The sequence below is a fragment of the Actinobacillus capsulatus DSM 19761 genome, assembly GCF_000374285.1.
GTDB lineage: Bacteria > Pseudomonadota > Gammaproteobacteria > Enterobacterales > Pasteurellaceae > Actinobacillus > Actinobacillus capsulatus.
The window spans coordinates 42,001-55,135 of the sequence record NZ_KB893940.1 but is presented as its reverse complement, the minus strand read 5'-3'; the positions used below and the strand labels follow the sequence as shown (position 1 = coordinate 55,135).

The 13,135-nt window shown below is 41.0% G+C and carries 15 protein-coding genes and 1 pseudogene; 3 read left to right on the top strand and 13 right to left on the bottom strand.

The genetic code is table 11. The features are described 5' to 3' along the window. Positions 1–25: 25 nt before the first annotated feature. The 11 genes and pseudogenes from rplL to atoD form a co-directional block, all read right to left on the bottom strand. Complete coding sequence (gene rplL / locus C228_RS0108290) at positions 26–394, bottom strand: 50S ribosomal protein L7/L12 (protein WP_015674252.1); 369 nt, start codon at positions 392–394, stop codon at positions 26–28. A gap of 60 nt (positions 395–454) precedes the next feature. After that, the gene (rplJ, locus tag C228_RS0108285) at positions 455–946 is read right to left on the bottom strand and encodes a 50S ribosomal protein L10 (protein WP_018652168.1); all 492 of its coding nucleotides are present in this window, start codon (positions 944–946) and stop codon (positions 455–457) included. A 288-nt stretch (positions 947–1,234) separates the two neighbouring features. Continuing rightward, complete coding sequence (rplA, locus tag C228_RS0108280; protein WP_005599212.1) at positions 1,235–1,924, bottom strand: 50S ribosomal protein L1; 690 nt, start codon at positions 1,922–1,924, stop codon at positions 1,235–1,237. Positions 1,925–1,928: 4 nt separating this feature from the next. Then, a complete protein-coding gene (rplK, locus tag C228_RS0108275) occupies positions 1,929–2,357 on the bottom strand; it encodes a 50S ribosomal protein L11 (protein ID WP_018652167.1) in 429 nt (142 codons plus the stop codon). A 209-nt stretch (positions 2,358–2,566) separates the two neighbouring features. Then, on the bottom strand, positions 2,567–3,175 hold the full coding sequence (locus C228_RS14840) for a hypothetical protein (RefSeq protein WP_245552762.1): 609 nt from the start codon (positions 3,173–3,175) through the stop codon (positions 2,567–2,569). A gap of 84 nt (positions 3,176–3,259) precedes the next feature. Then, positions 3,260–3,688: a GntT/GntP/DsdX family permease gene (locus C228_RS14835; protein ID WP_245552761.1), complete on the bottom strand. Its 429-nt coding sequence runs from the start codon at positions 3,686–3,688 to the stop codon at positions 3,260–3,262. A gap of 279 nt (positions 3,689–3,967) precedes the next feature. Continuing rightward, positions 3,968–4,729 (bottom strand): annotated as a pseudogene (locus C228_RS13495) (3-hydroxybutyrate dehydrogenase). 27 nt (positions 4,730–4,756) lie between these two features. Beyond that, positions 4,757–5,938 (bottom strand): acetyl-CoA C-acetyltransferase, encoded by a 1,182-nt coding sequence (locus C228_RS0108255; protein ID WP_018652164.1) that lies wholly within the window; start codon positions 5,936–5,938, stop codon positions 4,757–4,759. A 19-nt stretch (positions 5,939–5,957) separates the two neighbouring features. Further along, positions 5,958–7,301: a TIGR00366 family protein gene (locus C228_RS0108250; RefSeq protein ID WP_018652163.1), complete on the bottom strand. Its 1,344-nt coding sequence runs from the start codon at positions 7,299–7,301 to the stop codon at positions 5,958–5,960. Then, positions 7,298–7,969 (bottom strand): 3-oxoacid CoA-transferase subunit B, encoded by a 672-nt coding sequence (locus C228_RS0108245; RefSeq protein WP_018652162.1) that lies wholly within the window; start codon positions 7,967–7,969, stop codon positions 7,298–7,300. The genes C228_RS0108250 and C228_RS0108245 overlap by 4 nt, the downstream gene beginning before the upstream one ends. Before the next feature lie 8 nt (positions 7,970–7,977). After that, on the bottom strand, positions 7,978–8,628 hold the full coding sequence (gene atoD / locus C228_RS0108240; protein ID WP_026313244.1) for an acetate CoA-transferase subunit alpha: 651 nt from the start codon (positions 8,626–8,628) through the stop codon (positions 7,978–7,980). A 314-nt stretch (positions 8,629–8,942) separates the two neighbouring features. On the opposite strand from atoD, the gene C228_RS0108235 reads away from it, so the two are divergent. Next, a complete protein-coding gene (locus C228_RS0108235; RefSeq protein ID WP_018652160.1) occupies positions 8,943–9,842 on the top strand; it encodes a LysR family transcriptional regulator in 900 nt (299 codons plus the stop codon). Positions 9,843–10,120: 278 nt separating this feature from the next. Here the strand turns inward: C228_RS0108235 and nusG are convergent, their stop codons facing one another. Together nusG and secE are read right to left on the bottom strand one after the other, a co-directional pair. Further along, positions 10,121–10,684 (bottom strand): transcription termination/antitermination protein NusG, encoded by a 564-nt coding sequence (nusG, locus tag C228_RS0108230; protein ID WP_018652159.1) that lies wholly within the window; start codon positions 10,682–10,684, stop codon positions 10,121–10,123. Position 10,685: 1 nt separating this feature from the next. After that, positions 10,686–11,099: a preprotein translocase subunit SecE gene (gene secE / locus C228_RS0108225; protein WP_018652158.1), complete on the bottom strand. Its 414-nt coding sequence runs from the start codon at positions 11,097–11,099 to the stop codon at positions 10,686–10,688. Between the two features lie 304 nt (positions 11,100–11,403). Here secE and C228_RS0108215 point away from each other — a divergent pair, with 304 nt between their 5' ends. Next, complete coding sequence (locus C228_RS0108215; protein WP_018652156.1) at positions 11,404–11,676, top strand: PTS sugar transporter subunit IIB; 273 nt, start codon at positions 11,404–11,406, stop codon at positions 11,674–11,676. An 8-nt stretch (positions 11,677–11,684) separates the two neighbouring features. Beyond that, a complete protein-coding gene (locus tag C228_RS0108210; protein ID WP_018652155.1) occupies positions 11,685–13,040 on the top strand; it encodes a PTS ascorbate transporter subunit IIC in 1,356 nt (451 codons plus the stop codon). The last annotated feature ends 95 nt before the right edge of the window (positions 13,041–13,135 follow it).

Sequence of the window (13,135 nt, the reverse complement as noted above, 5' to 3'; positions counted from 1 at the left end):
AGTTCTGGAAAAGTTAAATCAAAAATTATTTGATTTCTACTTGTGCGCCAGCTTCTTCTAATTCTTTCTTAAGTGCATCAGCTTCAGCTTTAGAGATGCCTTCTTTTAATGCTGCTGGTGCCGATTCAACTAAGTCTTTAGCTTCTTTTAAGCCTAAACCAGTTGCACCACGTACTGCTTTGATTACAGCAACTTTGTTTGCACCTGCGTTAGCAAGGATTACGTCGAATTCAGTTTTCTCTTCTGCTGCCGCTGCACCTGCTGCTGGAGCTGCTGCTACTGCTGCCGCTGCTGAAACACCGAATTTTTCTTCCATCGCTGCGATTAATTCAACGATTTCTGATACTGATTTCGAAGCGATCGCTTCGATTAATTGTTCGTTAGTTAATGACATGACAATCAATTCCTAAAGTAAATAAGTTGTTAAACGAGTTAAGAAGTTTTCTGCTAAAAATTATGCAGCTTCTTGTAATTTGTCGCGAAATGCCGCAAGAGTGCGAACAAGTTTGCCTGCCGCAGCTTCTTTCATTGTGCCCATTAAACGTGCAATTGCTTCTTCGTAAGTCGGTAATGTAGCTAAGAATTCTACATCTTGTACTTTACCTTCAAAGGCTGCACCTTTAAGTTCAAACTCTTTGTTTGCTTTGGCAAATTCAGTGAACAAGCGTGCTGCTGCACCCGGGTGTTCATTTGAGAAAGCAATAAGAGTCGGACCAGTAAACGTATCTTTTAAGCACTCAAATTCAGTGCCTTCAACCGCACGGCGTAATAAAGTGTTACGCACAACACGCATTGAAACGCCCGCTTCACGAGCAGATTTACGTAATTCAGTCATTTTCTCAACTGTTACGCCACGAGAATCCGCAACAACAGCTGAAAGGGCACCTTTGGCAGCTTCGTTTACTTCAGCAACAATTGCTTGTTTGTCTTGAAGATTTAATGCCATTGGTTTTAGCTCCTGATACACTCCACTAAAGTGGAATTTACAAAAAACCTCAAAAAACTCACCGCTTGCATCGCAAGTAGCAATCTTCTGAGCCTAAGGTGTCCAGAAGCAGAAAATTCTGTCTGTTCACCATCTACGTAGGTTTTGATTAAGAATAAGAAAACTTATTCGCCTACGATCTTGGACGGGGCTTAGATAGGCTAAGCACCATCAGCTTGCTCTCGCAAGTTAAGGTCGCAAATTATACAATAATCTACGACCTTGTAAAGTTTTAACTTCTATTAGAAATTAAAGTGATGCTTGATCAACAGCAACACCAGCACCCATAGTTGTAGAGATGCTTACTTTCTTGATGAAGATACCTTTAGCTGTTGTTGGTTTAGCTTTGTTTAACGCTGCTAATAACGCAACTAAGTTATCTTTTAATTGCTCAGGTGCGAAGTCTGCTTTACCGATCGTTGTATGGATAATACCATTTTTGTCGTTACGGTAACGGATCTGACCTGATTTAGCATTTTTAACTGCTTCAGCAACGTTTGGTGTTACCGTACCCACTTTAGGGTTTGGCATTAAGCCGCGTGGACCTAATACTTGACCTAATTGACCTACAACACGCATTGCATCCGGAGAAGCGATAACAACATCAAAGTTCATTTCGCCTTTCTTAATTTGCTCTGCTAAATCTTCCATACCTACTAAATCAGCGCCTGCTGCTTTAGCTGCTTCTGCGTTCGCGCCTTGTGTGAATACTGCTACACGAGCCGTACGACCTGTACCGTGTGGTAATACTGTTGCACCACGTACGTTTTGGTCTGATTTACGAGGGTCGATACCTAAGTTCACCGCTACATCTACGCTTTCAACGAATTTAGCTGTTGCGAATTGTTTTAAAACTGCGATCGCTTCGTTGATTTCGTAAGCTTTAGTAGAATCTACGCCAGCTTTAATTGCTTTCATTTTTTTAGTCAATTTAGCCATTGTATTATTCCTCTACGATTAAGCCCATTGAGCGAGCTGTACCAGCGATTGATTTCATTTTAGTTTCGATAGTAGCACCAGTCATATCTGCTGCTTTAGTTTCAGCGATTTGACGTAATTGCTCTTGAGTTACTGTACCCACTTTATCTTTGTTCGGTTTACCTGAACCAGATTTGATACCTATAGCTTTTTTAAGTAATACTGCAGCCGGTGGAGTTTTAGTTACGAAAGTGAATGAACGGTCTGCGTAAACTGTGATAACAACAGGGATTGGTAAACCTTTTTCTAAGCTCTCAGTACGAGCGTTGAATGCTTTACAGAATTCCATGATGTTAACACCTTGTTGACCTAATGCAGGACCAACTGGTGGTGAAGGGTTAGCCATACCAGCTGCAACTTGCAACTTAACGTATGCTTGGACTTTTTTTGCCATTTTTAAGTTTCCTCTAAGTGGGTGATAACGCTATTACTAGCTCCCCGATTTACACAAAAATACGAACGCAAAATTGCGTTCGTAAATAGAGTATCAATTTTACAAAAAATGCGAATAAATTTCAAGCGGTTTTTACTATTTTAACTTAATAAAAATTATCAAAACACATCAAAAACATACCGCACTTACTGTCTGATAATTCACCACCTTTAATAAATACCAAATAAACTAAATAATAGAATCAAGACGATCGTGGCAATGATCGGCATAATGAAAGACGTTACCGCAATCTCTAAATAAGATTCTTTGTGTGTCATTCTCGTATTACTTAATAGGGTTAATACCGCACCGTTATGCGGCATCGTGTCTAATCCGCCCGATGATAAAGAAGCGATACGATGAAAGGCTTCCGATGATATTCCCATCTGTTTGGCGAGCATGAGATATTTCTCACCTAGGGCTTCTAAAGCAATCCCCATTCCACCGGAAGCTGAACCCATTGCTCCCGCTAAAATATTCGCGGCCACTGATAAGGAAATCAAAAGACTTCCCGGAATATTTAAAATCATTGAGGTTAAATGCTCAAACCCCGGTGCCATTCTGACTACGCTACCGAAGCCGACGACAGCCGCCGTATTAATAATTGCTCCGACCGCACCGTTTGCACCTTTTCCAACTGCCGGAATAAATGTATATTTTTTATCCAGATTGAGTAATGTGACTAATGCAATTCCAGCAAACAAAGCCAGAACGATATTCTTCGGATCGCCGTTTTTCAAACCAATTAATTCGGGTATAAAATTTAATACGATAATCACTGTTATTAATGGTAAGATGGCTGATTAGATAAAGTTATTTCATTGTTGTCTGTTGTTATTGATGTTTCCGGGTCAACAAAGAACTCACCGTTTTTCGCATATTTTTTCCGTCGCATTTCCAAATAAGCTACACCACCGAAAAAAAGCACTGCCGAAGCAATTAATCCCATAATAGGTGCAGCCATCGCTGTCTGTACCAAAATATTGGGTCGGAATTAAATTTTGAATTTGTGGGAAACTGGGTAAAGCGGTCATCGTGAAAGTAAAAGCACCGCAAGCAATCGTGCCGGGAATTAAACGACGTGTAATATTTGCTTCTTTAAATACCGCCAACGCAATGGGATAAACGGCAAAAACCACCACAAACAAACTTACCCCGCCATAAGTTAATAATGCACAGCCTAACACAATAGAAGCAATCGCACTTTTTGCTCCCATAATTTTAGTTAACCAAACGGCAATGGATTTTGCGCCACCGCTTACATCCATCAAATTACCAAAAATTGCACTCAATAAGAATGCTGGAAACCACGCTTTAACGAAACCGACTACCCGATCATATAACTACCTAAATAGGCATCAAGAATATCCAATCCCCCCGTTAATACCACAATTGACGCACATAAAGGAGCGATCCAAACAATCGAATACCTCTCAAAGCTAAAAACATCAGTAACGCTAGCCCGATAAAAATACCGACTAAACTTAGCATAAGATTCTCCTTTATAGGATTTTAAATTCTTTGAATAAAAAAATGCATCGCTGAACCAATCGGCGATGCATTTTAGTTAATTAACCGGCAGTCCAACCGCCGTCCATTGATAAACAAGCTCCTAAGATTGATGCTGCCGCATCGGAGCAGAGGAATTTAACAAATTCACCAATTTCGGCCGGTTCAATCAACCGTTTGACTGCGGCTTTTTGCAGCATAATTTGGCTAATCACATCCTGTTAGGAAATTTGATGATGTACGGCTTGGTCAGTGATTTGTTTATCTACCAAAGGTGTTCTGACATAAGCAGGGCAAATAGAATTTACCGTAATGCCGCAAGCTCCTCCCTCCAATGCCACCGTTTTGGCTAGTCCCGGTAAGCCGGGTTTAGCGGAAACATAGGCTGATTTAAATTCCGAGGCAACCAATCCGTGAATGGAATTTAAGTTGATGATCCGCCCCCAACGATTTTGCTTCATATAAGGCCAAACATATTTAGTTAATAAAAATGGGACGTTTAACATTAAGTTCATCATTAAATACCAACGGTCTTCCGGAAAATCTTCAATCGGTGATACTGTTTGGATACCCGCAACATTGATAAGAATATCCACATTGCTGAACTGTCCAACCGCATAATCCACCAATGCTTTACAATCCACTTGTTTAGAGAGATCGATAACCATATAGGTCGCTTGCAATTCTTCAGCACGCTGTTTTAATAATGTTTCATTAATATCTGCCATAACGACTTTAACGCCTGTTTGAGTAAGGCTTTGGCTTATCGCTAATCCAATTCCGCTGGCAGCACCCGTAACAATCGCAATTTTTTGATTTAACATCACAGTTCTCCTGTAATGAAGAGTAGTTTATATCCGCTCAACAATCATCGCAATGCCCTGACCGCCGCCAATGCAGAGTGTAGCCAGCCCGAGCTGTTTATTTTGTGCTTGTAAGCTGTGAATTAGGGTTACCAAAATTCTTGCACCGCTTGCACCAATAGGGTGTCCAAGAGCGATAGCACCGCCATTTATATTGGTTTTGCTTAAATCCAGTTGTAACTCTTTCGCCACGCCGAGAGCTTGAGCGGCAAAAGCTTCGTTGGCTTCAATCAGCTCAACCTGCTCAAGGGTTAAATCTGCTTTCGCTAGTGCTTTTCGTACTGCTGGCACAGGCCCTAACCCCATTACTTTTGGATCATTACCGCTTGCCGCATAACTGCGGATACGAGCAAGCGGTTTTAAGCCGAGAGAGTTCGCCTTGCTTTCGCTCATTAGTACTAAGGCCGCCGCACCATCATTTAAACCGGAAGCATTGCCCGCGGTAACCGTGCCATCTTTGATAAACGCAGGGCGTAGTTTGGCGAGGCTTTCTTCGGTGGTGTTAAATTTAGGGTGTTCGTCCTGTTGGAAAAGGCTTTCGCCTTGACGAGTTTTAATCACAACCGGCACGATTTCTGCCAAAAATGCCCCGGATTCGACCGCTTGTTTTGCCTTTTGCTGCGAAGATAACGCAAATTGATCCTGTTCTTCTCGGCTAAAACCGTGTTTTTGAGCGATATTTTCTGCGGTGATCCCCATATGGTAATGATTGATGGCACAAGTTAAGCCGTCTTCCACCATGGTATCTTTCAGGGTTAAATTACCCATCTTCGCTCCGCTACGCACTTTACTGTCAAGCACATAAGGAGCTTGGCTCATATTCTCCATTCCACCGACGACTACAACCTCCGCATCACCGCTGGCAATTGCTTGAGCACCAAGCACAACAGCTTTTAGCCCCGAACCGCATACTTTATTGAGCGTAAAAGAAGAAACCTCTTCACCAATTCCTGCTTTTAATGCGGCTTGACGGGCAGGGTTTTGCCCTAATCCCGCCTGTAACACATTGCCCATAATGACTTCATCGACCTGCTCAGCCAATACATTTGCTCGCTTTAAGGTTTCTTGAATCACAACAGCCCCTAAATCAACCGCACTTACTGTGGATAATCCGCCACCAAAGGTACCGATAGCCGTGCGAGCCGCACTTACAATCACAATATTTTCCATTTTTCTCTCCTTGTTTGATTTATAAGAAATAAAGACCAATGATAAAAATCGGGGCAGTGAAAATAAGTGCAGTCATACAGTAGCCCATAATGTCCCGAACACCTAAACCTGCAATCCCCAATGCCGGCAACGCCCAAAACGGTTGTGCCATATTCATCCATTGTTCACCATAGGCGATTGCCATTGCCGATTTACCTAAATCCGCCCCTAATGCTTGAGCCGCTGGGATAACAAAAGGCCCCTGAATCACCCAATGACCGCCACCGCTCGGCACAGCAAAATTGATAAAAGCGGAACTAAAGAAGGTCATTAGTGGAAAGGTTTCTTTGGTGGATACATTGATGAAAAATTCGGTTAACATACCGCCTAGCCCTGAATGTTCCATCATCAACTGAACGCCAGCATAGAACGGAAATTGAATTAAAATGCCAGCAGTGCTGCGAGTAGCATTCATAATGGCTCTCATATACGCCATTGGCGAACCGTGTAACACCAATCCGGTGAGTAAGAAAATAAGGTTGACGTTATTGATGGTGAGGTTAAATCCCTGTTTATAGAAGTGCATTGCGAGATAGCTGTAACCTAGCAGACCAATTAGATAGGCAATAAAACGGCTTTCTTCCATTTTCTCTGCCACAGTTGCCTTTTCGTCTAATTTTTTGGTACAGGACGGATCAGGCGCAAGAAGGGCAGGATCGACACTTTTGGCTTCTGAGGTTTTCGGTGTCATCATCAGGGTAATTAACGGCAAGACAAACAGCAGGGCTAAGGTAATGAAGAGATTATAATTAGAGAAGATAGTCTGGCTTGTTGGAATAATCCCCTGTGGATTATCTGCAGTCATCATAAAGTGGGCAACAGGATTATTCGGTGTGGCAGCTAACAACGGCATTGAGCCGGAAAAACCGCCACCCCACGTCATAAAGCCGATGTAAGCACAGGCAATCAGTAAGGCGTAATCCGTGCCTTTAATCCGGCGAGCCACTTCTTTGGCAAACATTGCTCCGACCACTAAACCAAACCCCCAGTTAATGATACAGGCTAAGCCGCCCATAAAAGTTACGAGCATTACCCCTTGTGCCGGTGTTTTGGCAACGGAGGCAGCTCGGTTCAGAAAGGCTTTTATTTGCGGAGAGGTCGCTAAGGCATTACCAGTTACCACAATCAACGCCATTTGCATACCAAAGCCCAGCAAATTCCAAAAACCGCTTCCCCACATATTCACTAAATCAACAGGAGTACTGTCGGTTAATCCCCATGCACAAATAAAGGTAATAAAGGTCAGTAAAACGGCAAAAATGAGCGGATCAGGTAGATATTTGCTGACAAATGCCGTCATAAAACGGGAAACTCGGCTAATCATAACAGCATTCCTTTTTGGCTGATTTTCATTTCTTTAAAATCGTCGGCAACAATAAAATCGGCTTCCGTTTTGGCTCTAATGGTGTCTAAATCCACATTAGGGGCGTGTTCTTTCAGAATTAACTGCCTATTTTCGAAGCTAAATACGGCTAATTCAGTGACAACCAATTTCACTTTATTGCGAGCAGTAAGTGGTAAGGTGCATTGTTTTAAAATTTTGGACGAACCCGATTTCGCACAATGTTCCATACCGATAATCACTTTTTTCGCACCGGTAACGAGATCCATCGCACCGCCCATTCCCGGTACCATTTTGCCCGGTACCATCCAGTTCGCCAGATTGCCTTGCTGGTCAACTTCTAAACCACCCAGTACACAAGCATCAACATGCCCGCCACGAATTAAAGCGAAAGAAACCGCACTATCAAAGAAAGCACCGCCTGCTTTAATGCCACAAGGCTGTCCACCGGCATTGACAATATTCGGATTATCATTTTCCGGATCAAACGCTGTTAAACCTAAAAAACCATTTTCTGACTGTAAGGTAATATCCACTTCATTCGGCAAATAATTTGCCACTAAGGTTGGCAAACCAATCCCCAAGTTAACCACATCTCCATTTTTTAATTCCATTGCAATGCGACGTGCGATAAGTTCTTTTACGTTCATAGTTCCTCCTACGAATTAGAAATAAGGTAGTCCACCAACATTGCCGGTGTCATAATTTGATTAGGATCGAGAGTGCCGGATTTGACGATTTGGTCCGCTTCCACAATCACAGTTTTAGCCGCCAATGCCATTAACGGATTAAAATTGCGAGCAGCACCATCATAGATAAGATTGCCGTCTTCATCGGCGATAGTAGCTTTGAGAATAGCTACATCGGCTTGAAGGGGTAATTCCAACAAATATTCAACGCCATCGAGCTCTATCTTCTGCTTGCCTTGCTCAACAACCGTGCCTACCCCCGTTGGCGTTAAAAAACCGCCTAAACCTGCACCACCAGCACGAACACGCTCGGCAAATGTACCTTGAGGAATCAGTTCAACCTCAATATCCCCTGAAATCATTTTTTTACCGGTTTCAGGGTTCGTGCCGATATGAGAGGCGTACACTTTTTTGATCCGGTTATTGACAATCAACGGACCAACTCCATTGTGAACCTGTGCGGTATCACTAGAGATTAAAGTGATATCTTTAACCGGCGTATCTAAAATTGCCTGTACAATTTTTTCCGGCGTACCAACCCCCATAAAACCGCCCGACATTATTGTCATTCCATCAAAGAAATGCGTTTTTAGTTCACTTAGCGGGATAATTTTTGACATAGCGTCCTCCAAATATAGATTATTGATTATCAATTTTTTTTATAAAAAAATACAATATATCCGATTTTATCGAGAAAAATCGAACGATGACTTATCAAGGGAGTGCGTTTATAGCCCAATAAAATTAACGAATTAGCTTGTATAATTTGTTCGTATTCTTATAATAAATTGATCGATTTACCTCAAAGTGCGGTTTTATTCATCATATTTCTAAAAAGAATAGCAAGAGAGAAAAAAGAAAAGAAATATTGATTTTTTAGATAGCCATAAATTTTATTTATAGAGATAAACTAACTTTAATTGTGGAGGGAATAATGGATATCCGCCATTTACGCTACTTTATTGCCATTGTTGAAAATCACTTTAATTTGAGCAAAACCGCTCAAAATATTTATATTTCTCAACCTGCGTTGAGTATGATGATCAGCGAGTTTGAAGAGAAAGAGGGCGTTCAACTGTTTAAACGCTCAAACGGCAAAATTGTTGGATTAACCTATGTCGGAGAAAAATATTATCTAGATGCCAAGGAGGTGATTAAACAATATAATGAAATGTATCAAAATTTACATAGTGAGCATAAGGATATAAGTGGACAAATTTCAATCGGTATTCCACCGTTAATTCTTTCAGTCGTTTTTTCAGAAGTTATGCCTAAAATGATACTGGCAAACCCCTCCATTCGTTTTATTACTCAAGAACAAGGTGCTTTTGCCTTAAAAAGTGCGTTACTTCTAGAACAAGTTGATTTAGCGGTATTGCTTTGTCCGGAAGGTATTTCCAAAAATATCATTGATTCCTTTGACATTCACCATTCTGAATTATCTGTTTTTCTCTCAGCCAATCATCCGTTGGCACAAAAAGAAAATATTGACTGGCGAGATCTCAATAAACAAAAAATGGCAATTTTTGATAAAAATTTTATGATTTCCCACCAGCTAAAAGAGAACTTTGAGCGACATAATATTCATCCGAATATCATTATTGAGTCCAGTTCTTGGGACTTTATGCTCAATTCGGTGAAATTAAATCCCGAATTACTGACTATTCTTCCTTACCCCATTGCTGAGCAATACTCTTCAACAGATTTTGTTTGCCGTAAGATGAATGCTCCAATTTTATGGCGAGTAACGCTTTGTCGCTTAAAGAAAAAGAATTATTCCAGCGTAGAGAATTATGTCTTCGATTCATTATTGAAATGGTTTAATGTGAAATAACATGCAAGTTTTGGAAGAATTCTTGCTGCATTATAGTATTTAGCTTCTTTCAGTATGAAGAGAGATGGCTGAATATTAAACGCTTATGTTAAATACCCAAATCGTTTCGGAGATTATCAACCCTCTTAAAATCAGAGGGCATTCTATCTGTTCAAAGGTTTAATAATTTTTAAATACAACAAAGTCCTTACTTATGCGAATAAGTAAGGACTTTATCAAGTTTTAGTTAGATGCTCTTTTACGTAAAGGCTACATAATACTGCTTTTTTAACGTTTAATTAATGCGCTTTCTCTACCTGACCAAACTCAAGCTCAACCGGTGTTGCACGACCAAAGATAGAAACGGAAACTTTCAAACGCCCTTTTTCGTAATCCACTTCTTCAACCGTACCGGTAAAGTCTGCAAATGGGCCTTCAGTTACACGAACATTTTCGCCCGGTTGATATTCGTTACGATGACGTGGTTTTTCAGCTGTTTCTTGAACACGGTTTAAAATACGATCCGCTTCACGTTTAGAAATCGGTGCTGGTTTATCTGCCGTACCGCCGATAAAGCCCATTACACGCGGCACACTTTTTACTAAGTGCCATGTGTCGTCATTCATTTCCATTTGCACTAATACGTAGCCTGGAAAGAATTTACGTTCAGTACGACGACGTTTACCGCCTACGTTTTCAACAACTTCTTCCGTCGGCACTAATACTTCACCGAACTGATCTTCCATTTGGTGTAATTTGATATATTCACGCAATGTCACTGCAACACGGTTTTCGAAACCTGAAAATGCTTGTAATACATACCAACGCATTTTTGTTACTTCTGTATTTTCTACTTCGCTCATCTTAGAACCTTAAATTTGTTAAAAACGTAATCAATGTAACGATAATAGAGTCGATACCCCATAATACTAATGACACCACTACACACATTGCGAGCACAATTAATGTAGTTTGGGTCGCTTCCGGGCGAGTTGGCCAAATAATTTTTCTAAGCTCTGTGCGAGATTCTTTAATAAAGCCAATCGCTTTTTGACCTTGGTTAGTCATTGCTGCAAGTACAATAGCGCCTACCACTAATCCGACAAGCAATAATACACGTACAACTAATGAAAAATGCGATGCGAAATACGCATTACCAATCGCAGCTACAGCAAGCAATGCAATAGCAACAAACCATAGTACACCATTTACACCCTTACTTTTAACGCCCTTTTCTTCGATCTGTTCAGGGGTTTTCTTTTTAATCTCAGTAGCCATATAAAACCTAAATGTTGTAAAAAAGAGAACAATTATTTTGAAAAGCGTTAGATTCTAACATTTTTAGCCTTACTTGCCACGATCTTTTATGCAAATTTATCCAAAAATTTTATTTCAAAATAATTTGCAAAGGATTCGTTCGGATAAAACACCAAAATAACTTTCACTTTCTTATCAGAATAAATGTTAGTCAGTTCACATTTTTCGTTTTTGCTCATTGCGGTGGGTAATCTTTCTATTTTATAGTCAATCCCACTTCGAATTCGCCGAAGTTATCAACAATTTTTCTTAAATGGAGGCAAACATGAAAATTATGGCAGTTTGTGGTCATGGTATCGGCAGCAGTTTTATGATGGAAATGAACATCAAAAAAGCCTTAGCCAAAATTGGGGTTGAAGCAGAAGTCGGGCATACCGACTTAGCCTCTGTCATGCCGACTGATGCAGATGTATTTGTGATGGCGAAAGATATTGCAAGCAGTAGTAACATTGCCGAAGACAAAATTATTGTCGTTAAAAATATTATTAGCGTGAATGAATTTGAAGAAAAATTAACCGCTTATTTTAATCGTGCGTGAGGTGAGTTATGGACTCAATTCTCTTTTTCATTTTAGATATATTGAAAGTGCCGTCCGTTTTAGTCGGCTTAATCGCTTTAGTCGGCTTAGTCGCTCGGAAAAAAGCGCTACCCGATATTATTAAAGGTACGGTAAAAACTATTCTTGGTTTCTTGGTATTAAGCGGCGGTGCAACCGTGTTACTCAGTTCATTAACACCGTTAGGCGGTATGTTTGAACACGCATTTAATGTACAAGGCATTATTCCGAATAACGAAGCGATTGTATCCATGGCAATCGAGAAATACGGTACCGCTACCGCACTGATTATGGCATTCGGTATGGTTGCGAACATTATCGTTGCACGCTTTACCCGCCTAAAATTTATCTTCTTAACCGGTCACCACACTTTTTATATGGCGTGTATGATCGGCGTGATTCTGACCGTAGCCGGTTTTGAAGGCATACAACTGGTGTTTGTCGGTGCATTAACCTTAGGCTTAATTATGGCGTTCTTTCCGGCAATTGCACATCGTTATATGCGTCAGGTAACCGGTAGTAATGATGTCGGCTTCGGTCATTTCGGCACCTTAGGTTATGTCTTAGCCGGCGCAATCGGGCAAGCGGTCGGAAAAAGCTCAAAATCTACCGAAGAAATGGATTTGCCGAAAAACCTCAGCTTCTTGCGTGACAGTTCGATTTCAATCTCACTCACGATGATGGTGATCTACTACGTATTAGCGATTGCCTCCGGTAGCGAATATGTTTCAACTCTCAGCGGCGGACAACACTATTTGGTTTATGCCACGATCCAAGCGATTACTTTTGCTGCCGGCGTATATGTGATTCTACAAGGGGTACGTTTAATTTTAGCGGAAATCGTACCGGCATTTACCGGCTTCTCAGAAAAATTAGTACCGGATGCCAAACCGGCATTAGATTGCCCTATTGTTTTCCCTTATGCACCGAATGCAGTATTAATCGGTTTCTTAGCCAGCTTTGCTGGCGGGGTCATCAGTTTAGCCGTATTAGGGCAATTAAATTGGGTATTGATTTTACCGGGTGTTGTGCCACACTTCTTCTGCGGTGCAACAGCAGGCGTGTTCGGTAATGCAACCGGCGGTCGCCGTGGTGCGATTATCGGTGCATTCGCACACGGTGTATTAATCACGTTCTTACCGGTGTTCTTATTACCTGTTCTCGGTTCATTAGGTTTTGTCAATACCACCTTCTCAGACGCAGATTTCGGTGGGGTCGGTATCGTATTAGGTTATATGGCACAGGTCTTCAATAAAGATATGATTACCGCCATTATTGTTGGATTATTTGCGCTATTAGTCGCTTATAACTATCTTGCTAAAAAACCAGCAAAAGATACTGAGTAACAAGCGGTCTAATTTTCATAAAAAATTGCAAAAAATGCATTTTCATGCAATTAACTATTCTTTCATTTAAAGCCGATTTTAATAAAATCGGCTCT

What these genes read in the sequence shown, in the direction of transcription:
- rplL (WP_015674252.1), bottom strand. Translation starts at nt 394, where the DNA reads ATGTCATTAACTAACGAACAATTAATCGAAGCGATCGCTTCGAAATCA.
- secE (WP_018652158.1), bottom strand. Translation starts at nt 11,099, where the DNA reads ATGGCTACTGAGATTAAAAAGAAAACCCCTGAACAGATCGAAGAAAAG.
- C228_RS0108250 (WP_018652163.1), bottom strand. Translation starts at nt 7,301, where the DNA reads ATGATTAGCCGAGTTTCCCGTTTTATGACGGCATTTGTCAGCAAATAT.
- rplJ (WP_018652168.1), bottom strand. Translation starts at nt 946, where the DNA reads ATGGCATTAAATCTTCAAGACAAACAAGCAATTGTTGCTGAAGTAAAC.
- C228_RS0108215 (WP_018652156.1), top strand. Translation starts at nt 11,404, where the DNA reads ATGAAAATTATGGCAGTTTGTGGTCATGGTATCGGCAGCAGTTTTATG.
- C228_RS0108255 (WP_018652164.1), bottom strand. Translation starts at nt 5,938, where the DNA reads ATGGAAAATATTGTGATTGTAAGTGCGGCTCGCACGGCTATCGGTACC.
- nusG (WP_018652159.1), bottom strand. Translation starts at nt 10,684, where the DNA reads ATGAGCGAAGTAGAAAATACAGAAGTAACAAAAATGCGTTGGTATGTA.
- atoD (WP_026313244.1), bottom strand. Translation starts at nt 8,628, where the DNA reads ATGTCAAAAATTATCCCGCTAAGTGAACTAAAAACGCATTTCTTTGAT.
- C228_RS0108245 (WP_018652162.1), bottom strand. Translation starts at nt 7,969, where the DNA reads ATGAACGTAAAAGAACTTATCGCACGTCGCATTGCAATGGAATTAAAA.
- rplA (WP_005599212.1), bottom strand. Translation starts at nt 1,924, where the DNA reads ATGGCTAAATTGACTAAAAAAATGAAAGCAATTAAAGCTGGCGTAGAT.
- rplK (WP_018652167.1), bottom strand. Translation starts at nt 2,357, where the DNA reads ATGGCAAAAAAAGTCCAAGCATACGTTAAGTTGCAAGTTGCAGCTGGT.
- C228_RS0108210 (WP_018652155.1), top strand. Translation starts at nt 11,685, where the DNA reads ATGGACTCAATTCTCTTTTTCATTTTAGATATATTGAAAGTGCCGTCC.
- C228_RS0108235 (WP_018652160.1), top strand. Translation starts at nt 8,943, where the DNA reads ATGGATATCCGCCATTTACGCTACTTTATTGCCATTGTTGAAAATCAC.